This window comes from Leucobacter sp. GX24907 (assembly GCF_053567335.1).
Genome location: NZ_JBSGPD010000005.1, coordinates 43,642 through 64,288, shown reverse-complemented (window position 1 = coordinate 64,288; position 20,647 = coordinate 43,642). Strand labels below are relative to the sequence as shown.

22 protein-coding genes are annotated in these 20,647 nt (G+C 66.5%); 18 read left to right on the top strand and 4 right to left on the bottom strand.

Annotated elements, in window-relative coordinates:
• Positions 1-68: 68 nt before the first annotated feature.
• From ACUYV6_RS08805 to ACUYV6_RS08770, 8 genes are all read left to right on the top strand, one after another.
• Positions 69-1,373: an alkylhydroperoxidase domain protein gene (locus ACUYV6_RS08805; RefSeq protein WP_449278290.1), complete on the top strand. Its 1,305-nt coding sequence runs from the start codon at positions 69-71 to the stop codon at positions 1,371-1,373.
• A 74-nt stretch (positions 1,374-1,447) separates the two neighbouring features.
• Positions 1,448-1,993, top strand: coding sequence for a hypothetical protein (locus ACUYV6_RS08800; protein ID WP_449278289.1), 546 nt, complete (start codon positions 1,448-1,450; stop codon positions 1,991-1,993).
• Positions 1,990-2,613, top strand: a complete 624-nt coding sequence (locus ACUYV6_RS08795; RefSeq protein ID WP_449278288.1) for a peroxidase-related enzyme — start codon at positions 1,990-1,992, stop codon at positions 2,611-2,613. The genes ACUYV6_RS08800 and ACUYV6_RS08795 overlap by 4 nt, the downstream gene beginning before the upstream one ends.
• Positions 2,614-2,690: 77 nt before the next feature.
• Entirely contained in the window at positions 2,691-3,467 is a 777-nt protein-coding gene (locus ACUYV6_RS08790; RefSeq protein WP_449278287.1) for a class I SAM-dependent methyltransferase, read from the top strand.
• A gap of 96 nt (positions 3,468-3,563) precedes the next feature.
• Complete coding sequence (locus tag ACUYV6_RS08785; protein ID WP_449278286.1) at positions 3,564-4,166, top strand: SipW-dependent-type signal peptide-containing protein; 603 nt, start codon at positions 3,564-3,566, stop codon at positions 4,164-4,166.
• Between the two features lie 6 nt (positions 4,167-4,172).
• A complete protein-coding gene (locus tag ACUYV6_RS08780; RefSeq protein WP_449278285.1) occupies positions 4,173-4,808 on the top strand; it encodes a SipW-dependent-type signal peptide-containing protein in 636 nt (211 codons plus the stop codon).
• A gap of 18 nt (positions 4,809-4,826) precedes the next feature.
• Positions 4,827-6,098 carry a signal peptidase I gene (locus tag ACUYV6_RS08775; protein WP_449278284.1) on the top strand — a complete coding sequence of 424 codons (1,272 nt, stop codon included), beginning with the start codon at positions 4,827-4,829 and terminating at the stop codon, positions 6,096-6,098.
• Positions 6,095-6,772, top strand: coding sequence for a hypothetical protein (locus ACUYV6_RS08770; RefSeq protein ID WP_449278283.1), 678 nt, complete (start codon positions 6,095-6,097; stop codon positions 6,770-6,772). Before ACUYV6_RS08775 ends, ACUYV6_RS08770 begins: the two co-directional genes overlap by 4 nt.
• Before the next feature lie 137 nt (positions 6,773-6,909).
• Here the strand turns inward: ACUYV6_RS08770 and aspS are convergent, their stop codons facing one another.
• Positions 6,910-8,253, bottom strand: a complete 1,344-nt coding sequence (gene aspS, locus ACUYV6_RS08765; protein WP_449278282.1) for an aspartate--tRNA(Asn) ligase — start codon at positions 8,251-8,253, stop codon at positions 6,910-6,912.
• Positions 8,254-8,425: 172 nt separating this feature from the next.
• Here aspS and ACUYV6_RS08760 point away from each other — a divergent pair, with 172 nt between their 5' ends.
• The 7 genes from ACUYV6_RS08760 to ppk2 all read left to right on the top strand — a co-directional run bounded on the left by ACUYV6_RS08760 (position 8,426) and on the right by ppk2 (position 14,666).
• A complete protein-coding gene (locus ACUYV6_RS08760; protein WP_449278281.1) occupies positions 8,426-9,070 on the top strand; it encodes a histidine phosphatase family protein in 645 nt (214 codons plus the stop codon).
• Positions 9,067-9,699 (top strand): TlpA family protein disulfide reductase, encoded by a 633-nt coding sequence (locus ACUYV6_RS08755; RefSeq protein ID WP_449278280.1) that lies wholly within the window; start codon positions 9,067-9,069, stop codon positions 9,697-9,699. Before ACUYV6_RS08760 ends, ACUYV6_RS08755 begins: the two co-directional genes overlap by 4 nt.
• 117 nt (positions 9,700-9,816) lie before the next feature.
• Positions 9,817-10,569 carry a cytochrome c biogenesis CcdA family protein gene (locus tag ACUYV6_RS08750; protein ID WP_449278279.1) on the top strand — a complete coding sequence of 251 codons (753 nt, stop codon included), beginning with the start codon at positions 9,817-9,819 and terminating at the stop codon, positions 10,567-10,569.
• Complete coding sequence (gene resB / locus ACUYV6_RS08745; protein WP_449278278.1) at positions 10,547-12,262, top strand: cytochrome c biogenesis protein ResB; 1,716 nt, start codon at positions 10,547-10,549, stop codon at positions 12,260-12,262. The genes ACUYV6_RS08750 and resB overlap by 23 nt, the downstream gene beginning before the upstream one ends.
• A gap of 102 nt (positions 12,263-12,364) precedes the next feature.
• Positions 12,365-13,213, top strand: a complete 849-nt coding sequence (gene ccsB / locus ACUYV6_RS08740) for a c-type cytochrome biogenesis protein CcsB (protein ID WP_449278524.1) — start codon at positions 12,365-12,367, stop codon at positions 13,211-13,213.
• A gap of 41 nt (positions 13,214-13,254) precedes the next feature.
• Positions 13,255-13,572, top strand: a complete 318-nt coding sequence (locus tag ACUYV6_RS08735; RefSeq protein ID WP_449278277.1) for a metal-sensitive transcriptional regulator — start codon at positions 13,255-13,257, stop codon at positions 13,570-13,572.
• A 140-nt stretch (positions 13,573-13,712) separates the two neighbouring features.
• Positions 13,713-14,666 (top strand): polyphosphate kinase 2, encoded by a 954-nt coding sequence (gene ppk2 / locus ACUYV6_RS08730; RefSeq protein ID WP_449278276.1) that lies wholly within the window; start codon positions 13,713-13,715, stop codon positions 14,664-14,666.
• A gap of 61 nt (positions 14,667-14,727) precedes the next feature.
• Here the strand turns inward: ppk2 and rarD are convergent, their stop codons facing one another.
• Both rarD and ACUYV6_RS08720 read right to left on the bottom strand, forming a co-directional pair.
• Positions 14,728-15,684: an EamA family transporter RarD gene (rarD, locus tag ACUYV6_RS08725; RefSeq protein ID WP_449278275.1), complete on the bottom strand. Its 957-nt coding sequence runs from the start codon at positions 15,682-15,684 to the stop codon at positions 14,728-14,730.
• 3 nt (positions 15,685-15,687) lie between these two features.
• Entirely contained in the window at positions 15,688-16,140 is a 453-nt protein-coding gene (locus ACUYV6_RS08720) for a GNAT family N-acetyltransferase (protein WP_449278274.1), read from the bottom strand.
• A 121-nt stretch (positions 16,141-16,261) separates the two neighbouring features.
• On the opposite strand from ACUYV6_RS08720, the gene nagB reads away from it, so the two are divergent.
• Positions 16,262-17,056 carry a glucosamine-6-phosphate deaminase gene (gene nagB, locus ACUYV6_RS08715; protein WP_449278273.1) on the top strand — a complete coding sequence of 265 codons (795 nt, stop codon included), beginning with the start codon at positions 16,262-16,264 and terminating at the stop codon, positions 17,054-17,056.
• An 85-nt stretch (positions 17,057-17,141) separates the two neighbouring features.
• On the opposite strand, the gene ACUYV6_RS08710 is transcribed toward nagB, so the two are convergent.
• On the bottom strand, positions 17,142-17,510 hold the full coding sequence (locus ACUYV6_RS08710; protein ID WP_449278272.1) for a DUF2568 domain-containing protein: 369 nt from the start codon (positions 17,508-17,510) through the stop codon (positions 17,142-17,144).
• 112 nt (positions 17,511-17,622) lie between these two features.
• Between ACUYV6_RS08710 and ACUYV6_RS08705 the strand changes: the two genes are divergently transcribed.
• The gene (locus ACUYV6_RS08705) at positions 17,623-18,945 is read left to right on the top strand and encodes an amidohydrolase family protein (RefSeq protein ID WP_449278271.1); all 1,323 of its coding nucleotides are present in this window, start codon (positions 17,623-17,625) and stop codon (positions 18,943-18,945) included.
• Entirely contained in the window at positions 18,942-20,504 is a 1,563-nt protein-coding gene (locus ACUYV6_RS08700) for an ABC transporter substrate-binding protein (RefSeq protein WP_449278270.1), read from the top strand. Before ACUYV6_RS08705 ends, ACUYV6_RS08700 begins: the two co-directional genes overlap by 4 nt.
• Positions 20,505-20,647: the final 143 nt, after the last annotated feature.

Here is a 20,647-nt window from a genome sequence, read left to right as displayed (position 1 = left end):
CTCAACCACTCCTGACCATCCATTTCGACCGCGCTTCACCATCCATCTCGACCACGAAGGAAGACGCCATGCCGCTCTCAGACACCATCGACGTACTCGCGGGGGTTGCCGCGGGCGATTCCCTCGATACCGCACGGGCGCGCAGGCCCGAGGCGCGTGAGCACGCCCAAGGCAGCTTCGAAGCACTGCTCGTACCGATCGATGCCTCAGAGGTCTTGCTCCCGGAGCGGGCGGCGGTCGCGCTCTTCGTCGCCCGTCTGCACGGCCTCCCCGCCGCAGTGGAGTTCTACGGTGCGCTCCTTCGCGAGACCGGCGGGGGAGCAGGCCTCGAACCGCTCATCGTCGCCGAAGCGGCCGCGGCTGCGGGAACAGGCCCTTACGGGCGCTTCCACGGCGACAGCGCCCCGCAGCCCTTCGATGCGCAGCGTGATCGCATCGAGGGCCCGGTCTACGAGGTGTCGACCGTCGCTGCTGCGTACGCGCTGGGCGACCGTCTCGCCGCCGCGCTCGAGCACGCCCACATGCTCGTGCTGCACCCGCGCGACGCCTCCCGCGAGCACCTGCAGCGCCTACTCGAATCGGGATGGAGCACGACCGGGATCGTCACGCTGTCACAGCTGATCTCGTTTCTCGCATTCCAGCTGCGGGTGGTCCAGGGGCTCGGCGCCATCGGCGGGACCGAGACGAGCGGGCGAGTGGCCGAGATCCAGGCACTCGCGGCCGAAACCGCGCGCGCCGCGACCGCGCGATCGGGGCAGTCGGAGCCCGTATCGCCGAGCGCAGAGACCCTGCCGGGCCCGCCACGGGTTTCTCCGCCGCCGCGCTTCACCCAAGACGCACTGGGGTGGAAGCCATGGTTGGAGCCGCTGACCGCGGCCGATTTCACCGAACGCCACTACGAGGCCTTGGTGGAACGCGAGCGCGTGCACATGCCCTATTTCCGCCTGCTGGCGCGCGATCCTGAGGCACTGCTCGAGCGCACCCTCACCGACCTCGACATCTTCCAGAACCCCGACGCCGGTCTCGGTCGTGCTGAACGGGAACTCGGTGCCACCGCCGCTTCCCGACTCAACGGCTGCGTGTTCTGCGCCTCCGTCCATTCTGCTGCCGCCACCCGGTACGGCGCCGACTCCGACGACGTGCAGCGCCTGCTCGACGCGGGAGTGTCGGCGCGGTTCAGTGCCGCATGGAACGCGCTCATCGACGCAACTTCGGCGCTGACGGAGACGCCGCCGCGCTTCGGGGAGCCCGAGATTCTTGGACTGCAGGAAGCAGGATTCGACGCGCTCGAGATGCTCGATGCCGTCTACGCAGGGGCGTTCTTCAACTGGGCGAATCGATTGATGCTGTCGCTCGGCGAGCCCACAACCTGATCCGCGATAGGCTCGCAGAGGTCGCCGAGACGCATCAACTGCGACCGCGGCTCAGAGCAGGGAGGGCACACCGCATGACTCAGCTGGACACGATCGGAGCGCTCGCGGGGCTCGACGCCGCGAGCTCTGCGCGCATCAGAGGGCACCGGCCCGACGCGGTCGAGGCGGCAGAGGAGAGCCTGCACGCGCTCTTCGACGTGCCGGAGGGTGACGAGGCTTCCGGGCTCAGCCGCCAGCACCGGCTGCTCGCCGCGGCGCGCGCTGCTCACGCAGACGGCGCTCCGGCGGTCGCCGACCTCTACCTCGAAATGCTCGAGGAGGAGGTCGACGGCGTCGACACGGCAACCGGCCTCGACATTGAACGGCTACGTGCGCTTGCCCTGGAAGGGGCGGATGGTCCTGTCGCGAGCGCGGCGGATCGGTCGATTCGCGCCCTGCTGCGTCACACCGATCTGCTCGTGCAGCGACCTGCCGCAGCGACCTCCGACGATCTCGACGCGCTCGCCGCAGCGGGCTGGAGCGTGACCGAGACGGTCGTGCTCTCGCAGGTCATCGCATTCACCAGTTACCAGACCCGGGTGGTCGCGGGTCTCGCAGTACTGCAGGAGGCATCGGCATGAGCGGGCACTTCACGATGGAGGAGCGGGCCTGGCATGCGTGGGTCGAGCCGGCCGGCCCGGAGACCGCGAGCCCGCGTCAGCGCGAAGCCTATGAGACAAGCGTCTGGCCGAATTCCCCGTACTTCCGGTTGCTGGCCTGGCACCCCGACTCGCTGTCGGCGCGCACCCGCCTCGATCGCGCGATCTTCCTCACCCGCCAGGGGCTCTCCCGTGGCGACCGGGAACTGGCGGCCACGGTCGCTTCTCGGGTGAACGGCTGCGAACTCTGCGCAAGCGTGCACGCGCGCTTCACCGTCGCCTACACCCGGGACGCCGAAGCCATGGAGCGGCTGCTCCTCGAGGGGCCGGAGGCGGAACTCGAGAGCCGTACCCGCGCGATCGTGGATGCCGCTGCTGCGCTGACTGCGAGCCCGAGCGCCTTCGGTGCGCACCACGTGGCGGCATTGCGCGATGCGGGTCTCAGTGACGCGGATATCTCGGATGTGATCCAGGCCACGGCTTTCTTCGCCTGGGCGAACCGGCTCATGCTGAGCCTCGGCGCCCCTGCCGCACCGGAGGGCGAGGACGCTGCCGCGTTGGCGGATCAGCGCGCAAACGACGAAGCCGCCGCGGCCGAGTGAGCGCGCCTTGCGGGGTCCCGCGCAATGACCGGGGTGCACCGCTAGACGCCGCGCTCCGCTTCGGCGAAAATAGGAGGATGACAGACGCCCAGCCTGAACCCGAGGAGAGGCCTGGGCACGTGCATGAACACGAGCACGGTCACAGGCATGAGCAGGGTGTCGAACACGAGCACAGTGGGGCGAACGACCTCGGGGCTCGGCCCGGCGAGCAGCCGCTCGAGTTCTGGGAGCGTCGGTATTCGGGGTCTGATCGAGTCTGGTCAGGGCAGGTGAATTCGGCACTCGCGTCGGTCGTGGAAGAGCTCGAGCCCGGGCGCTCGCTCGACCTCGGCAGCGGCGAGGGCGGTGACGTGCTCTGGCTCGCCGAGCAGGGGTGGGAAGCGACCGGCATCGAGCTCTCGCGCACTGCGGTGGCACGCGCCCGCGAGGAGGCGCGATCTCGTGGGCTGACCCGCACGCGTTTCATCGCCGCAGATCTGGGCGACTGGGTTTTGCGCCCCGCAGTGATTGATGTGCGCTTCGAGCCCTACGACCTGGTGACCGCGAGTTTCTTGCAGTCTCCGGTGGAACTGCCGCGGGAACGGATTCTGCGCACGGCGGCTTCCCGCGTCGCAGTGGGTGGCCTGCTCGTGGTGGTCTCACACGCTGCTCCGCCGGCATGGGCGAAGGGTCACCCGGGCGACTTCCCGACCCCGGAGCAGGAACTGAGCACGCTCGCCCTGGACCCGAACCGTTGGCGCGTGCGTATCGCTGAGGTGCACGATCGGTCCGTGGTAGGCCCTGACGGCACTGATCTGGCAGGAACGGAGACCGTGCTGCGCGACACCCTGGTCGTTGCGCAGCGCATCGCCTAAGTTTTCGTTAAGTGTCGATTTTTTGAGTTATGCTATACCTGACGCGTAATGCGGTAGTGCATGCATCTTGGGGGAGCGCGTGGATTAGGGGGGGCCATGACTCAGAAACAGGACGTCGATCGCACTGCGGACTCGAACTTGAAGCGCCGAGGTTGGACCAAAGCTCGGGCGGTACTCGCAGGAGGCCTGGTGTTGGGAGTCGGCGCGGCAATCACGCTCGCAGCCTGGACCGACCAGGAATGGGTGAGCGGAGTTTTCGGCAGCGGAACGTTCGGCATCGAGGGGTCGGCGAACGGTGGGGCCTTCGGGGAACACCCGACCGATACGCAGGCCGCGGACCTTTCGTTCGCACTCGGCACCGGCGAAGCGGATGCATTGACTCCCGGCGACGAGGTCTACGGCGGCTTCGCGGTGCAGCTGATCGCCGGGAGCGACTACGCGGCCGATGTGCAGGTGACGCAGGATGCGAGCGCCGCGATCCCCGGCACCACGGCGAGCTACCGCTACACGACGACCGAGACCTGCGACGCTGACGCGTACGCCGCCGGAAACGACGAGAACCTCGATGAGTTCTCACTGACTGCTGTGCAGGATCCTGCCTACCTCTGTTTCAGGGTGAGCGCGGGGCCGACCCTGCAGCCCGGGCAGAGCGGCGAGATCGTCTGGCAGTTCGAGGCGACCTCGACCGACACGCTGTAGGCGTTCATGCGCTCCCGCAGTGGCGCGCATCGCGCCCAGCGCAAGGTCGGCGCACAGCCGAGACTCAAGCGGGTCCGGGCGCTGCTCGCCGGCGGTCTCGTGCTGGGTGTCGGCACGGCGGTCACGCTCGCGTCCTGGACCGATCAGGAGGTCGCGAGCGGTGACTTCAGGGCGAGCACCTTCGGCATCGTCGGCTCGACCGACGGAACAAGCTTCGCCGAGCATCCGACGACACCGGCAGCGCTGGCATTCTCGATGTCCCCGAATGCATTATCGCCCGGTAGTACGGTCTACGCGCGATTCGTAGTGCGGACGACCAACACGACCGACGTGGCCGGCACCGTGCAACTGGGAGGGGCCTCCGTGACGGGCACCGGGCTCGGCACGCACCTGCGCTACGGCGTGCGCACGATCCCGGCCACGAGCGCCTGTAACGCGACGACGTACGGCGCGGGCACGCTGGTGGTCGCGGCGAACAGCCCGCTCACCGCCGGCGCGGCCTCCGGCCAGAGCCTCGCCGTCGCCGGCGCTTCGCCGGTCGGCTACTGCTTCGCGGTGACGTTGCCGGCCGGCACTCCGAACGACGCCCAGGGCAAGGTCGCCACCGCGACCTGGACGTTCACGGCGACGTCGAACTCGTAGGGACTCGGGAGACGGCGCGTGAAGAACAGCGCGGAGCACAGGCGGACGCGGGGCGGGGCGGTCGGCGACGCACTGCTCACGCTCGCCGCGCTCGGCGGGCTGCTGTGCATCGTCCTCGTAATCCTCGCCTTCACCGCGAACATCTCGCTCATCATGTTCAAGACGGGCTCGATGTCGCCGACCATTCCCGCCGGATCCCTCGCCGTCGTGCGGGAGATCCCGGCCGCCGCCGTCTCCGTCGGCGACGTGCTCACCGTCGATCGCCCGGGCTCGCTGCCCGTTACCCACCGGGTCACCTCGGTGAGCGGCACCGGTGACACCCGGACGATCACGATGCAGGGCGACGCCAATGACTACGAGGATCCCTCGCCCTACACGATCGTCGACGTGCGCCGGGTGATCTTTGCGATTCCCGGCCTGGCCAGTGTCGTCGTCTGGTTCTCCCACCCCGGGGTGCTCGGTGCGCTCACCCTGGCGACCTCAGCGCTCGTAACCTGGGCGTTCTGGCCTCGTGAGACGCGTGCGGAACGACCTGCGAGGACGTTGCGCTCGGAACGCTCGGAGCGGCCTGGCCGTTCGGAGCGCTCCGAGCGACCGGCTGCGCGGCATGGAGCTTCCGGGCGACGCAGCGGAGCCACGCTCATCATCGCGATCGCGACGGTCGGACTGACGGCGCCGACCGGTCCGCCGGCGCACGCTGCGCCGAGTGAGGAGGTCGTGCGCGGTGAGCACCTGCGGCTCGTGTCGATTCGCGACACCGAGGCGATGCGGACAATGGTGCCGGGCGAACCGGTCCTGTGGCAGCTGGGGGCCACTCTGGAGGGAGCGGAGCCCGGTGAGGTCGAGATGGCGCTCTCCGCAGCCGGCGCGGCCGAACTCGGGCTGGAGCTCGAGATGCGGGCCTGCTCCGTGCGCTGGGTCGGCGGAGCGTGCGCCGGAACGGAGAGGGCGGTTTCGGGACAGGGACCGGTCGACGTGGGCGGCGGCTTCGCGCCGCTGGTCTCCATGGAGCGGGAGCTCTGGCTGCGCATCAGCGCGACCGTGCCCGAGAAGGCGGCCGGCGAGGTGGAACTCGTGGTGCGGGCGACGGCTCAGGGCGAGGAGATCGCGGTCGGGCCCGACCCGGTCGCTCCGCTGCCCGGCACCGGTGGATCCGGGCCGGGAAGGGCCGTGCTGCTCGGTGCGGGGGCGGTGCTGCTCGGGATCGCGGCCGCCGGTGCGCGCCGGTTCCGCGCGGGCGCGGTCGGGCGAGGGCGGAACGACGGCGCCGGTGCGGAGGCGACGGGATGAGCGCGCCGGATCATGAGGTGCCGTGGATTCGGCGCGGCAGTGATGGGAACCGCGGGGGCGGGGCCGCCCATGGTCGCGGTATCCGTGGTGCCACCAGTGCCCGCAGTGCTCGCGGTGCAGGCGGCATCCGCGCCGCAGACGGTGCCCCTCGCGGTGCCCGCTGGCGCAGAGTCGCGGTGCTGCTCGCGGCTGCGGCACTGTTCACAGTGCTCGTCGCGCCGAGGCCGGCCGCGACCGAGGCCGGATGGAGCGACGCCGAACGGGGTACGGCCTCCTTCGCCGCGCTCACGGTGCCGGCGCCGGTCGCGACGGCGCAGTGCACTGGCGAGGGGTCGCTTCTCGGTCTGCTGCACTCGAAGTTGATCGTCCACTGGCGCCTACCCGACGGCTACCCAGTGAGCCGAGCGATGATCTTGTACTCCGGCGCTGCGGGACTCGTGCCGGTGACCGATACCCTCACCGGATCCGATCTGAAGACCACCGCCACATCGAACGGTTACACGACGTCGATCACGGGTGGTCTGCTGAGCGCCGTGCTCGGTGGAACCCGCACGCTGACGATCCGCATCGTCGACGCGAGCGGTTGGCAATCCCAGGATCTCGTCGCGACGGGCACGTGGCCGCTGCTCGGTCTCGGAGCACCGAGTTGCGTCGTCACGCCGCCGCCCGGATGATCCGCTCGCGCACTCCTCGGGAGTCCGTGATTCCCTGTACTATCCGGTGCGCAAGTACAGGAAATCGCAGACTCGCCGCGGGCTGGGCTCGCTGCGCATCGGGCTGATTCCGAGGCGTCGCGTCCGTAGCCCGAAGCCTACGGCGTGAGGCGATTCGGTCCGCGGAACAGGTAGGTGGTCTCACGGATCGACGGCTGCTTCAGCATCAGCATCAGCACGCGATTGAGGCCCATGCCGAACCCGCCGTGCGGGGGAACGCCGTAGCGGAAGAAATCGAGGTAGAAGTCGAGTTCTGCCGGATCCATCCCCTTCTCACGTGCCTGCGCCTCGAGCACCTCGATGCGGTGTTCGCGCTGGGCACCCGTCGAGATCTCGGTCCCGTTGTAGATGAGGTCGTAGCTCTTCGTGAGTTGCGGGTGCTCGGCGTCACGCATGTGGTAGAAGGGGCGGATCGACGCGTCGTAGTCCGTGAGGAAGACGAAGTCGTGACCGTACTTCTTCTGAACATGTGCGGCGATACGGCGCTCACCCTCGGGGTCCATGTCGGCGTCGGCACGAGGAATCTCGTAGCCTTCGGCTTTCACGATCTCCTTCGCCTCAGCGAGAGGGATGCGGGGGAACGGACGCTCAGGAACGCGCACCTCGACGCCGAAGCGCTTCTGGATTTCCTCGCCGTGCTTCTCCTGCACCGCAGCAAGACCTGCCACGATGAGTTCCTCGTGCAGCTCCATGACGTCTGCGTGGGAGTCGATCCAGCTGAACTCGCAGTCGACGGAGGTGAACTCGGTCGCGTGGCGCGAGGTGAAGGAGGGGTCGGCGCGGAACGCGGGGCCGACCTCGAAGATGCCTCCGAAGCCGGCGGCCTGGGCCATCTGCTTGAAGAACTGAGGGCTCTGCGCGAGGAAAGCCTGGCCCTCGAAGTATTCGACCTCGAAGAGCTCGGCGCGCGACTCGGAGGCGCTCGCCATGAGCTTCGGCGTCTGGATCTCGATGAAATCGTGCTCGATCCAGACCTGACGGAGGGCGTTCAGGAAGGTGGTCTGCACCCGGAAGACGAGGTTCTGCTCGGGGCGACGCAAGTCGAGGAAGCGCCAGTCGAGACGCACGTCGATGTTCGAGTCGTCTGCGACCGGGTTGTCTGGCAGGGCGCTTGTGACGACCTCGATGGTGTCGATCTGAATCTCGACGCCGCCGAGCTTCACCCGCTCGTTGTGCTGCAGTTCGCCCGACACGGTCACGAATGTGCCGTGGGTGAGATCGCTGATGGTGCGGGTGCGGGGAACGAGCACATCTGAGCGCGGGTTCTCGGGATTGGGCTCGCGAAGAACGCCGCCATTCACCAGCTGCACGGCGCCGCTCTCGTCGCGCAGCACCACGAACTGTACGTAGCGCTGGTCGCGCACCTTCTCGACCCAGCCGGAAACACGTACGGGGCCGTCTTCGCGGGCGGCCAGATCCTTGATCAATACACGCTCAGTCACTCCGGTAGTCTACCGGCTCGTCGCGCGCGGACTTTGCTGTGGAGCATCTAATAAATTGCATTCGATAACGTTATGTATCGGTTGGGCGGTGCGGGCACAGCGGATCGCGCCGTGACCTGCGTCCGCACGGTCAGCATCGGGTTCTCAGCTGTGTCGAACGTAGAATGAGAGGGTGAGCGATAAACTCCTGCACCTCGTGCGCCACGGCGAGGTCCATAATCCCGACCTGGTGTTGTACGGTCGGCTGCCCGGGTTCCGACTCTCGGAGCGCGGACACGCCATGGCCGAGGCTGCGGCGCTGGAACTCGCCGGTAGCGACCGGATCGTCGCGAAGCTGTTCGCTTCGCCGCTCGAACGTGCGCAGCAGTCGGCGCGACCCATCGCGAGTGCGCTCAATCTCGAGATCCAGACCGAGGATCGCATTATCGAGCCCACGAACCTCTTCGAGGGAAAGGTGAACTCCGGCCCCGACGCGGCATTCAAGAAGCCGCGGTACTGGTATCGCTTCTGGAATCCGTTCCGTCCGAGTTGGGGGGAGCCCTACCGCAAGGTCGCGAACCGGGTGCGCGCCGCAATGAACGACGCCTGGGACTCGACCCGCGAGGGCGACATCGTCATGGTCAGCCACCAGTCGCCGATCTGGATGGCGCACCTCGACATCACGGGTAAGCAGCTCTTCCACAACCCCGCGACGCGTCGCTGCGACCTGTCGAGCATCACGACGTTCGAGCGTCGGGGCGAGCGCTGGTTCGAGGTCGACTACCGCACCCCTGCGGCAGGTCTGCTCGATAATGCTGTCGACGTGGGGGCGGTGTGAGCAGTACCGCAGGACGCGCTCAGCGGCGCCGTCGACTCGCCCTTCTCGCGGTGCCGCTCGCACTCGGGCTCGCACTCGTGGGATGCAGCAGCGACGGTGACGACCTGCAGGCCCAATGGAACGAAGGCAGCGACAAGGGGTTCATCGAAGGCGATGGTTCGACGCTGACCATCGTTCCCGAAGATCGCAGTGACCCCGTGACCTTCTCGGGTGAGACCGAGCACGGCGGCGCAATCGGGTCCGACGACACGCTCGGCTCTGTCACCGTCGTGAACTTCTGGTACGCCGGGTGCGCCCCGTGCCGAGCGGAAGCTCCGGATCTCGTGGAGGTCTACGACGAGTTCGCCCCTGAGGGCGTCCAATTCGTCGGGGTGAACACGCGAGACCAGGCCGCGCAGGCGACGCAGTTCGCCGAGGAGTTCGGGGTCGAGTACCCGTCGATCATGGACAGCGCGGAGGGTCGGGCCGTGCAGCGGGCCTTCGCAGGTGAAGTGCCGCTCAATGCGGTGCCGACAACGCTCGTACTCGATGCTGAGGGGCGGGTGGCGCACCGGGTACTCGGGCAGCTCGCGGGAGCGTCGCAGTTGCGAACACTCGTGAAGGAGACCCTTGCGGAGAATGCCCGGTAGCCAGTGTTCAGCGATCATGGGTCGCCGCAACGCGGCGGCACCCGTCCCGACTAGCCGCGCGACCGGCAAGTCGCGTCACCAGTAAGCAGTATTCAGTAAGCAGCGTGAGGAGCAGCCGTGGACGTACAGCATCTCGTCGCCGATGGGCAGCTGCTCGTCGCCGGCTTGATCGCGGTCGCCGCAGGGCTTGTCTCATTCCTCTCTCCCTGCGTGCTGCCGCTCGTTCCCGGGTATCTGGCCTATGTTTCGGCGAACGCGGATTCTCGTCCCGGAGCGCCCGTCGAGCGGGCCCCGCGCGGGCGACTCGTGCTGGGGGCATCGTTCTTCGTGCTGGGATTCAGCGCCGTGCTGGTGCTGTTCCTCGCTGCAGCGGGAACCGTCGGGGTCTGGTTGCTCGAGTGGGAGAACGTGATCACTCGGGTCGTCGGCGCCGTCGTGATCGTCATGGGGCTCGTCTTCATGGGACTGTTCGGTCGTCTGCAGTCGACGAAGAAGCTCCGGATCAAGCCGCGCTTCGGTCTTGCCGGGGCGCCTCTGCTGGGTGCCGTGTTCGCTGTCGGGTGGACGCCGTGCATGGGGCCGACACTCGCCGTGATCATGGGCCTCGGCGTGCAGCAGGGTTCGGTGGGCCGGGCAGCGATCCTCGCCGCGCTGTATTGTTTCGGGCTCGGGATCCCCTTCGTTCTGGCTGCATTCGGTTTCGGCTGGATGACCCACACCATGACATTCTTCAAACGGCATATTCGTGTCGTGAACCTGATCGGCGGCGGTTTGCTGATCCTCATCGGTCTCCTGATGGTGACCGGGCTATGGAGTCGGATGATGTATTCACTGCAGGCGGTGATCGGTGGCTTCGGCACGATCCTCTGAACGGTCCGCGCCCGAGGCACGCGGTGATCGCCCCGACGACTACGTCGGGGCGGACGGACCCGCGCCCGAGCGACCCCAGTCACCGGAGCTCGGCTTCGTCGGTTGGCTGCGCTGGTTCTGGCGGCAGCTCACCAGTATGCGCGTCGCGCTCGTGCTGCTGCTGCTGCTCGCCGTCGCCGCAATTCCCGGGTCCCTGCTGCCGCAGCGCAGCGCAGACCCGAATGGTGTGGTGCAGTGGGAGCAGGAGCATCCCGACCTGTTCCCGGTGCTCGACGCGTTCCCCATACAGGCCTTCGACGTCTACGGGTCGGTGTGGTTCTCGGCGATCTACCTGCTGCTCTTCATCTCATTGATCGGCTGCGTGCTGCCACGCATCAAGCACCACTGGATCGCCTGGCGCGGGCGCCCGCCGAAGACGCCCGCGCGACTGGCCCGTATGGCGGGATACAGCGAGATCCGGTTGCAGAACCCGAACGCGAGCGACGTGGAGCGAGCGACATTTGCGGAGCGTGCGATCGAGGCGGCGGCCGAGCTGTTGCGCGGCCAGCGGTACCGAGTCGAGGTGCAGCGGACCAAGCGGCGCAGCCGCAGCGGCACGGTCGAGGAGATCTCGGTGTCGGCCGAGCGAGGCTACCTGCGCGAGACCGGCAATCTGCTCTTCCACACCGCGCTGCTCGGGGTGCTCATCAGCGTCGGTATCGGCGGAGCATTCTCGTTCAACGGCCAGAAGGTGCTCGTCGAAGGCGAGACCATGGTGAATCAGCTCATCGACTACGACACCGTGACCTCGGGCAACGCCTTCGACTCGTCGACTCTCGAGCCCTTCGGGCTCAAGCTCGAGAGTTTCGAAGTGACCTACATCACCCCGGAGAGCGGCAACGCCTCCGCGATCGGACAGGTCGAAGACTTCACTGCCAACATGAAGCTGATCCATGCTGACGGCTCCGAGTCAGACGAGGTGATCCGGGTCAATCATCCGTTGCGCACGCACCAGGCGCCCGTCTACCTCATCTCGAACGGCTATGCACCCAAGCTCACCGTGCGCAACGCTGACGGTGAGATCGTCTACAGCGAGGCAATGCCCTTCATTCCGCAGGACGACAATCTGACGTCGCTCGGCGTTGTGAAGGTGCCGTTCGGTATCGAAACGGCCGACGGAGAGGAGACGCAGCTCGGTTTGCGCGGGTTCTTCTACCCGACGAAGTCCGACCTCGACACAGGAGCGTTCAGTTCGTCGTACCCCGATCTCGAGAACCCGCTGCTCACACTCGACGTGTTCGTCGGTGACCTCGGTATCGACGATGGCGTGCCGCAGTCGGTGTATTCGCTCGACACCGATGCGATGGAACAGCTTACCGGGCGGGCGATCGGCAAGGATTCCCTGGAGCTTGCTCCCGGTGAGACCGTCGATCTGCCGAACGGGCTCGGAACCATCGAGTTCGAATCGGTGCCGCGTTTCGCCTCGTTCGATGTCATGCGCAACCCGGCGCAGACCTGGATCCTGGTGTTCGCACTGCTCGCGCTTGGCGGGTTGCTGTGGTCGCTCTTCGTGCCGCGGCGACGGATGTGGGTGAAGGCCGTGCCGGAGGAAAGCGGGCTCGTGCTGCAGTACGCCGCATTGGCACGCGGTGACGATCCGACGCTTGAGCGGGCCGTGGCAGAACTGCGTGAACGCCATCGTGAACAGCTGTAGCCTGGATGGTCGCTCACAGGCGTCTCTGACACGAGCGGGTTAGACTGCGAGACTGTGCTGAACTCGCTGGAAGAATACTCGACAATCGCTCTGTACTCCGCGATGATCGTGTATTCGATCGCCTTCGTCTTCTACGTGGTGGATCTCGCGAATCGCAGCGGAGATCGAGCACTCGCCACCGCAGAGGGCGCTCCCCAAGCGCGGCGTTCGCGCGCTCTGCGAATCGGCTTCTCGCTCACTGTCCTGGGCTTCCTGCTGCACCTTGCGGCGACGGTCACCCGTGGTATCGGCGCCGAGCGAGTGCCGTGGGCCAACATGTACGAGTACGCGCTGACCGCGACGCTCGCGATCATCCTCGTCTTCCTCATCGCGCAGTTCTTCGTAGACGTCCGCTTCCTGGGTGCGCTGGTGACGGGCATGGCTGTGTTGTTCCTCGGGGTCACGAAGATCAACTACTACGTCGAGATCGTGCCGCTCCCGCCGGCGCTCGATTCCTACTGGTTGGTCATCCACATTCTCGTCGCGGTGCTCGGAACCGCGTTCCTGACGTTGTCCTTCGGGCTCTCCGTGGTGCAGCTGTTGCAGACGCGTCGCGAGAACTCCGACAACGACGGACTGCGCTGGCTCGCGTCCATGCCGAGCGCCGTGCGGCTCGAAGACGTCGCCTACCGCATGGCGATCGTCGGTTTCGTGTTCTGGAGCTTCACGCTCATCGCGGGATCCATCTGGGCTGAGGCGGCCTGGAGCCGCTACTGGGGCTGGGATACCAAGGAAGTCTGGACGTTCGTGATCTGGGTGCTGTACGCCGGATTCATCCACGCACGAGCCACGCGCGGTTGGCGCGGCACCCGCTCCGCCTGGCTGAACGTCATCGCTTTCGCTTCGGTGGTCTTCAACTTCACGATCGTGAATGTCTTCTTCGAAGGGCTCCACGCCTACTCCGGCCTGTGATCTCCCGAGCATGATACCCCCTGGGGGTGTATCATTCTCGCATGAGCGATACCGGGTCGGGCCTGCCAGAGGGCGAGCATCAGCATGGCTATATCGGGCACAAGGACGAGCTGCTCAAGCGCCTGCGTCGTGCTGAGGGGCAGGTGCGCGGAGTGCACCGCATGGTCGAGGAGGAGCAGTACTGCATCGACATTCTGACCCAGGTGTCAGCTGCGACGAAGGCGCTCGAGCGGGTCGCGCTCCAGCTGCTCGACGACCACCTCGGTCATTGCGTGGCCGCGGCTGCTGAGGAGGGCGGCGAGTACGCGACGGCGAAGCTGAAGGAAGCCTCTGACGCGATCGCGCGACTCGTGCGGTGAATCACCGGCGATAATTGCCGAACGAATCTTTCAGACAGATCTGTCGGGCAGAGCCGCCGCAATAGACTGGATGAGTCGACGAAGCGGTTGATTTCCCGGTGTTCCGCTTCGCGCGCCGACCATCGTATGAAGGAGTCCGCATGGCAGAAGACACCCCGGTCGAAGACGAGTTCCAGCACGCCGCCCCGGGCGAGGTCGACGTCACCCCCGAGATCGACGAGATCGCGGAGCTGCGACGGAAGGGCGCGAAGGCCGGCGCGAAGCGCGATGACGGGCCCGATGCTCCCTGGCGTCAGGGCTACCCGTACGACACGAAGCTCTCGCGTCGCGTCTACGAGAAGGAGAAGCGCAAGCTGCAGATCGAACTGCTCAAGCTGCAGGCGTGGGTGAAGGAGAGCGGACAGAAGATCGTCATGCTCTTCGAAGGTCGTGATGCGGCCGGCAAGGGCGGGGCGATCAAACGCTTCACCGAGCACATGAATCCTCGTGGTTCTCGCGTTGTCGCGCTCGAGATACCGACCGACCGCGAGCGGAGTCAGTGGTACTTCCAGCGGTACGTCGCGCATCTGCCGAGCGCGGGTGAGATCGTGATGTTCGATCGATCCTGGTACAACCGGGCCGGAGTCGAACGGGTCATGGGCTACTGCACGCCCCAGCAGTATTTGGAGTTCACGCGCTCGACCCCGGGGTTCGAGCTCATGCTCATCAACTCGGGTATCCATCTCTTCAAGTTCTGGTTCTCGGTGGGCAGGGCCGAGCAGCACGAGCGATTCGTCGCGCGCGGCAGCGACGCGGTGAAGCAGTGGAAGCTGTCGCCCACCGACCTTGCGAGCCTCGACAAGTGGGACGAGTACACCGCCGCGAAGGAAGCGATGTTCTTCTATACCGACACCGCGACGGCGCCCTGGACGGTCGTGAAGTCCAACGACAAGAAGCGGGCGCGCCTTGAAGCGATGCGGTGGGTGCTCGCGAGCTTCGACTACCCCGATAAAGACGAGAAGGTTGTCGGAACACCCGACCCCAAAATCATCGGGTCTCCCCGCGCGATCTACGACGAGGGGGAGGCATCGACCGGCACCTTTCCCGTGATCTGAGACCGGGGCTCGGCTCTATCGGTTCCCACGGCGTCATAGTTTCTTGCAGCTCTGCAGCGTCCTAGGACTCCGGAGGAGCTTCGCCGATACTGCCTCCCCCCGAGCCGCGTCTTCGTGAACGCATCAGCACCGAAACGCCGCCTGCGATCAGCACGAGTACGGCGCTCCACACCGCGAGATAGATCGGCATTTCGGCCGAGGAGATCCGTTCGCCATTCAGCATCGAGGCGACGACGAGCAGCGATGGTTCGACGTAACTGAGAAGGCCGAACAGGCTCATAGCGAGCAGGCGCGAAGCGATGAGATAGCACAGCAGCGCCACCGCAGACCACACTGCGAAGAGCGGGGCGAACCAGACGAGTGATGAGTTCTGCTCGAACGCAGAACCGCTCGTCAGCTCGACTATGAGGAAGTACACGGCGATGGGTGACATGGCCACGAACTCCCAGAGCATGCTGCCGATGTGCTCGGAGGAGATCGCGCGACGCAGCACGAAGTACAGGGGATAGCCGAGCGCAACGACCAGGGTCTCCCATGAGATGCCGCCGACGCGCACGATCTCGAAACCCGCGCCCACGGCCGCGATCCCGCAGGCCAACCACTGCCACCAGACCATTCGATCTCGGTAGAGGAAGCGTCCGACGACGACGAGCACGAGGGGCAGCAGGAAGTATCCGAGGGCGACTTGCATGCCTCGTCCGTGCAAGGGCGCCCAGCCGAAGAGCCAGAGTTGTGTCGAGACGATGAAACCGCAGAGCACCACGACAGGAATGAGAGCGGGGCGTCGGCGCATCCGGTAGAGGAGCCCCGTGGCGTGCATCTGCTGCCGTGTCGCGAAGATCACGAGCAGCACGAATGGCACGGTGATCAGATTGCGCACCGCCCAGATCGTGTCTGCCGGCAGCGGTGAGAGACGAGGCGTCGCGTAGTACATGCCCGCGAAGAGCACAGACGAAATGAGGGAGATCGCAATGCCTCGTCCGCTGAACGATGCGACCGCCCCTCTCGGAGGCGCCAACGACTAGAGGTCGATCGCGCCGATGACCTCCCCGTAGGGGGTCTCGCCGATCGGTGCGAATCCCATGCGCAGGAAGAATGGCTCGGGGCTGTCGTCACCCTGCTCCCAGAGCACCGTCAGGCGCCCCACTTGGCGGCTGCGGGCTTCTGCGATCAGCGATTCGACCGCGAAACGCCCGACGCCCGCGCCCTGTGCTTCGGCATCGACATTGATACGCCAGAGCGCTGCGCGGAACTCCTCCTGCGGCGCCTCCGGATCGAAGTTGCCGTGGATGAAACCGACAACACGGTCGCCGCGAAGCACGACACGCTGCCAAGCGGTATGCGGACGAATGACTGCCGCGGCTGCCGCATATGAGACCGGCGTGATGAACTGCTCCTGGCCAGGCTTCATGCCCAGGCTGTTGACGGCGACGATCGTCGTCGCGGAGAGCTCTTCGAGTCGCAGATCAGTCATAACCTAAGGCTAGCGCTCATGCGCCCGACCGCAAGCCCCTTGACCGCAAGGCCCTCCCGGCCGCGATATTGTGGAGACGCACCGCGGGTCGTGCCGCGACGGATCGACGAAGGAGAAACCCATGCACGTCGTCATCGTTCAAGACCCGGCCGAGGTGGCACGCACCGCAGCCGACCTGATGGCTTCGGTCATTCGGGAACGCGCAGCCGAGGGTATCCCGGCAGTACTCGGGCTCGCCACTGGATCCACCCCAGAGGGCACGTACGCGGAATTGGCGCGTCGCGTTGAAGACGGATCGCTCGATACCGCAGGGGTCCAGGCCTTCGCCCTCGACGAGTACGCGGGTCTTTCCGCCGATCACCCGGCAAGCTACCGAGCCTTCGTGGAGCAGCGCGTCACGAAGCCGCTCCGTCTCGACCCCGCGAGGGTGCACGTGCCCGATGGCACGGCGGAAGACCTCGACGCGGCCTGCGCCGACTACGAGCGGTTGATAGCCGAGGTCGACGGCGTTGACCTGCAGCTGCTCGGCATCGGCGGAAATGGGCATCTCGGCTTCAACGAGCCGGCTTCGGCCTTCGACTCGCGTACGCGCGTGAAGACGCTCGCGCCGCGCACCCGTATCGACAACTCGCGCCACTTCGATTCCCTCGAAGAAGTACCGACGCACTGCATCACGCAGGGACTCGGGACGATCCGCGATGCCAAGCGGCTACTGCTCGTCGCGCAGGGGCTCGAGAAGGCCGACGCCGTGGCGCGCATGGTGGAGGGCCCGGTGACGAGCATTTGTCCGGCGACGGTCTTGCAGTTCCATCCGGCGGTGACCGTCATCGTCGACCGGGCAGCTGCTTCGCGACTCGAGTTGCGCGACTACTACGAGCACATCCTCCTGCACCAACGGCCCGCGCCGGTGCACTGATCATGATTCCGCGCGTGTGCGCTTGCGCGGGCTGAACGTGTTGGTGCGCTGAGAGTGTCGGTGCGCTGAGCCGCCTGAGCGCGGCTCAGCGCGGAGCCGTGGAGGCGAGGTAGCCGACGGTTGCGGCGAACAGCCCCAGCACGGCGGCGAGGATCCAGTTCCAGCCGAAGTCGAGCACCGCGGCGACGGCGGCTGCGATGAGCAGCAGCTCGACAAGCGCCTGGCCGAAGCGGTCGGTGCGCAGCACGGGGCGGGGTGACAGGAAGAGCGCCCAGATGATCACTGTCGCGACAAGGAATCCGAGGCCGGTGAGCACGCCCGGGAAGGGCAGTGGCCACGAGACGAAGCCCCAGACCGTGATCGCGATGAAGGCCGCGAGGTGGCAGGCGGAGCGGAGCAGCAGCAGAACCGTCGCGCTGCGCGAGGACTGGGGGAGTTCCTGAGGGCTGGTCACCCCGATATTCTACCGGCGGTCGGACGGCGCTCTGACCGCGCGCGAGGCCGGAGTGGTCCACTCGAAGTCACACAGAATGGTCCATTGCTGGGCCTGGACGTACTGTTTTTGCATGGACCAATTGGTGGGCGCGAGCGGAGCAATCCGCGGTGTTCGCGTGCTCGACGCACTCGGAGGGTTCTCGGCACCGTGCGACGTGCAGTGGGACCGCGGGCGATTCACCTCGATCACGCCCACCACGGAGTCCGTCGAGGAGCCTCGCTGGCTGATCCCAGGCATCGTCGACGCGCACCTGCACGCTGCATGGCACCGCTTCGATGCGCCCCATCGCCCGAGCGGCGATCCTGACCTTCTTGAACGTGAGACGCGCCGTGCGCTGCGTGCGACGCTCCACGCCGGCGTCACCAGTTGCCGCGATGCCGGTGGGCTTACGCCTGCGCTCACCCGAAGTTCGCCTCTCGGAGAGGGGCCGCGGGTGCAAACCTCGGTTTCGATGCTGGATCGCGCGGCCGTCGATCAGGCGGGCAGCATGGCGCGCGCTGTCGCGCAGGTGCTCGACGCGGGAGCGCAGTGGGTGAAGCTCGTCGCAACCGCATCGGTGACGTCGCCTCCCGGGGCGGGGCTGGAGCCGGTGTTCGAGCAAGATGAGATGCGCGAGGCCGTGCGCACCGCTGCGTCAGCGGGTGCCGGTGTGATGGTCCACGCGTGGGGCGGTCCCGCTATCGATCACGCGATCGAAGTCGGGGCCTGGAGCATCGAGCACGGAATCTTCTTGACCGACGAGCAGGCGAGCGCCGCTGCCGCACACGGCATGACCTTCGTGCCCACCTTGCGCATCTACCGTCTCGTGCAGCAAATGATCGCCCGGGGTCAGCTGCCTGCCGCGCTCCGCGCCAGGGTCGACGAGGCCGTCGGCGCCCACCCCGAAGCTGTCCGTCGCGCTCGGGATGCAGGGCTGAACATCGCGCTCGGAACGGACTACGGCACGACCGAGCAACACGGAACCAATCTGCTCGAATTCGACGCACTCGTCGGCGATATTGGTCATCTCGGTGGGGTTGACGCTCCTGAACGTCCTGATCCCGCACCTGGAGCCATCTCTGCTACTCGTCTCCTCCCTGCTACCGGGCTCACCCCTGGCGAGGCTTTGCTCGCGGCCACACGCGGCGGAGCCGAGCTTCTGCGCCGAGCGGATCCCTCAGCGCCGAGCGGCCGGATCGCGGTCGGGGAGATCGCCGACGCGCTGATCCTGCGCAAGAACCCCTGGGGCCCCGGCGCACTCAGCAGCGCCGCGAGCACCCGCACCGCTGCATCCGAGCCCGATGCCACCCGCAGTACTGACGCGATCTCCGCGATATTGCTCGGAGGCGAGACGATCGTTCCGGATCCTCCCAGACTCATTCACGCACACCCCAACCGAGAGGAACACCAGTGACCCCGATCCCGAAGAAGGCGCCGCGCTTCCGCGCCGTCGCCGTGCTCGCCGCAGCTGCGCTGCTGCTGGCGGGCTGCTCCGGAACCGACCAGCCAGAGGAAGGCGGCGAGCCGGTTGCCGGCGGCACGCTCACCTACGGCCGCACCGCTGCGGTCAACGACCTCGACCTGCACACGCAGATCACGGCGAACAACGCGTTCGCGATCGACAAGATCTTCGAACCGCTCGTCTCCTTCGACGCGGAGGGTGAGATCCAGCCCTGGCTCGCCGAAGAGTACGCGGTGGATGACGCCGGCCTCGTCTACACCTTCACTCTGCGCGAGGGTCTCCTCTTCTCGGACGGGACCGAGGTCACCGCGGACGACGTGGTGTTCTCGCTCGAGCGTCACCTCGAACTCGGGGGCCCGCTCGAGATCGGGGCGCCCGTCGACTCCGTCGAGGCGAGCGGTGATCGCGAGGTCGTGATCACGCTGAGCGAACCGTACACGCCGTTCCTCTCGGAGCTGTCTAACTTCTCGAACGGTGTGCTGCCCGCCGATTTCGGCGGCGTCTCGGAGGAGGACTTCTTCCGAAATCCCGTAGGCACCGGACCGTTCGTCGTCGACGAGTGGGATCCGGAAGGCGACCTGACGTTCGTGAAGAACGAGCACTACTGGCAGGAGGGAAAGCCCTCCCTCGACGGCCTCGTCTACAAGTTCGTGGCCGACGACAACCAGCTGCAGCAGCAACTCATCGCCGGGCAGATCGATGCGATCGAGACGGTGCCGGCGGCGAACGCGTCAGACATCGATGGGAACGCTGCGACCGAGCTGCACTCGGGTGAGGCGTGGTCGACCGAGCAAGTGTTCTTCAACACGCAGAACGAGTTCTTCGCCGATCGCCACGTGCGCCGGGCCATCGCGCACGCACTCGACCGTGAGGGCATCGCGACCGCGACGACCTTCGACACCGCCGAGGTCGCGAACGCGCTGCTGCCGCCGACCATTCAGTACTCCGCGAACGACAGTGTCGAGGCGCTCGGTTTCGATGTCGACGCTGCGAAAGATGAGCTCGCCGAGTCCGAGTTCCCTGACGGCTTCGAGATCACACTGCTGATCGCGAGCGGCAACTCGCAACGGGCGCAGATCGCGCAGATCATCCAGGAGTCGCTCGCCAAGATCGACATCGAGGTGAAAATCGAGCAGGTCGATATCGCGGCATTCCGCGAGCGCTTCTTCGCCTACGACTACGACTTCATGATCAACAGCGGTCAGTCGGATGCGCCCGACCCCAACGGGTTCATCACGTTCCAGGCGGATCCGGAGGGCTTCAGCAAGTCGTACTGGACGCACTTCACCGACGACCGGGTCACCAAGCTCATGCACGAGGGGCGCACCACTCCGCAGGGCGACGAACGCGCGGCGATCTACGCTGAGATCCAGCAGATCCTCGCGGACGAAGTGCCGTACATCCCGCTGTTCTTCCCCGCCTCGCTCACTGGCACGACGACGGAGGTGCACGGCCTGACCGTGCTGCCGAACCACTCCGTCCGATTCGAGGACGCCTGGCTCGAAGAGTAGGCGCGGGGCTCGACATGCTGAGACTTCAGCAAGAAGGTTCTGGCCTGCTGCGGCTCTCGGTACGAAGGTTCTGGCCGGCTGCGGCCCGCAGTGTGCAGGGTCTCGCATGCTGAGGTCTTGCACGAAGATATGGGATCAGCGCC

Excerpts from the sequence above, each read along its gene's own strand:
- ACUYV6_RS08805 (WP_449278290.1), top strand. The coding sequence starts at position 69 with ATGCCGCTCTCAGACACCATCGACGTACTCGCGGGGGTTGCCGCGGGC.
- ACUYV6_RS08800 (WP_449278289.1), top strand. The coding sequence starts at position 1,448 with ATGACTCAGCTGGACACGATCGGAGCGCTCGCGGGGCTCGACGCCGCG.
- ACUYV6_RS08795 (WP_449278288.1), top strand. The coding sequence starts at position 1,990 with ATGAGCGGGCACTTCACGATGGAGGAGCGGGCCTGGCATGCGTGGGTC.
- ACUYV6_RS08790 (WP_449278287.1), top strand. The coding sequence starts at position 2,691 with ATGACAGACGCCCAGCCTGAACCCGAGGAGAGGCCTGGGCACGTGCAT.
- ACUYV6_RS08785 (WP_449278286.1), top strand. The coding sequence starts at position 3,564 with ATGACTCAGAAACAGGACGTCGATCGCACTGCGGACTCGAACTTGAAG.
- ACUYV6_RS08780 (WP_449278285.1), top strand. The coding sequence starts at position 4,173 with ATGCGCTCCCGCAGTGGCGCGCATCGCGCCCAGCGCAAGGTCGGCGCA.
- ACUYV6_RS08770 (WP_449278283.1), top strand. The coding sequence starts at position 6,095 with ATGAGCGCGCCGGATCATGAGGTGCCGTGGATTCGGCGCGGCAGTGAT.
- ccsB (WP_449278524.1), top strand. The coding sequence starts at position 12,365 with ATGATCGTGTATTCGATCGCCTTCGTCTTCTACGTGGTGGATCTCGCG.
- ACUYV6_RS08735 (WP_449278277.1), top strand. The coding sequence starts at position 13,255 with ATGAGCGATACCGGGTCGGGCCTGCCAGAGGGCGAGCATCAGCATGGC.
- ppk2 (WP_449278276.1), top strand. The coding sequence starts at position 13,713 with ATGGCAGAAGACACCCCGGTCGAAGACGAGTTCCAGCACGCCGCCCCG.
- ACUYV6_RS08720 (WP_449278274.1), bottom strand. The coding sequence starts at position 16,140 with ATGACTGATCTGCGACTCGAAGAGCTCTCCGCGACGACGATCGTCGCC.
- nagB (WP_449278273.1), top strand. The coding sequence starts at position 16,262 with ATGCACGTCGTCATCGTTCAAGACCCGGCCGAGGTGGCACGCACCGCA.
- ACUYV6_RS08705 (WP_449278271.1), top strand. The coding sequence starts at position 17,623 with ATGGACCAATTGGTGGGCGCGAGCGGAGCAATCCGCGGTGTTCGCGTG.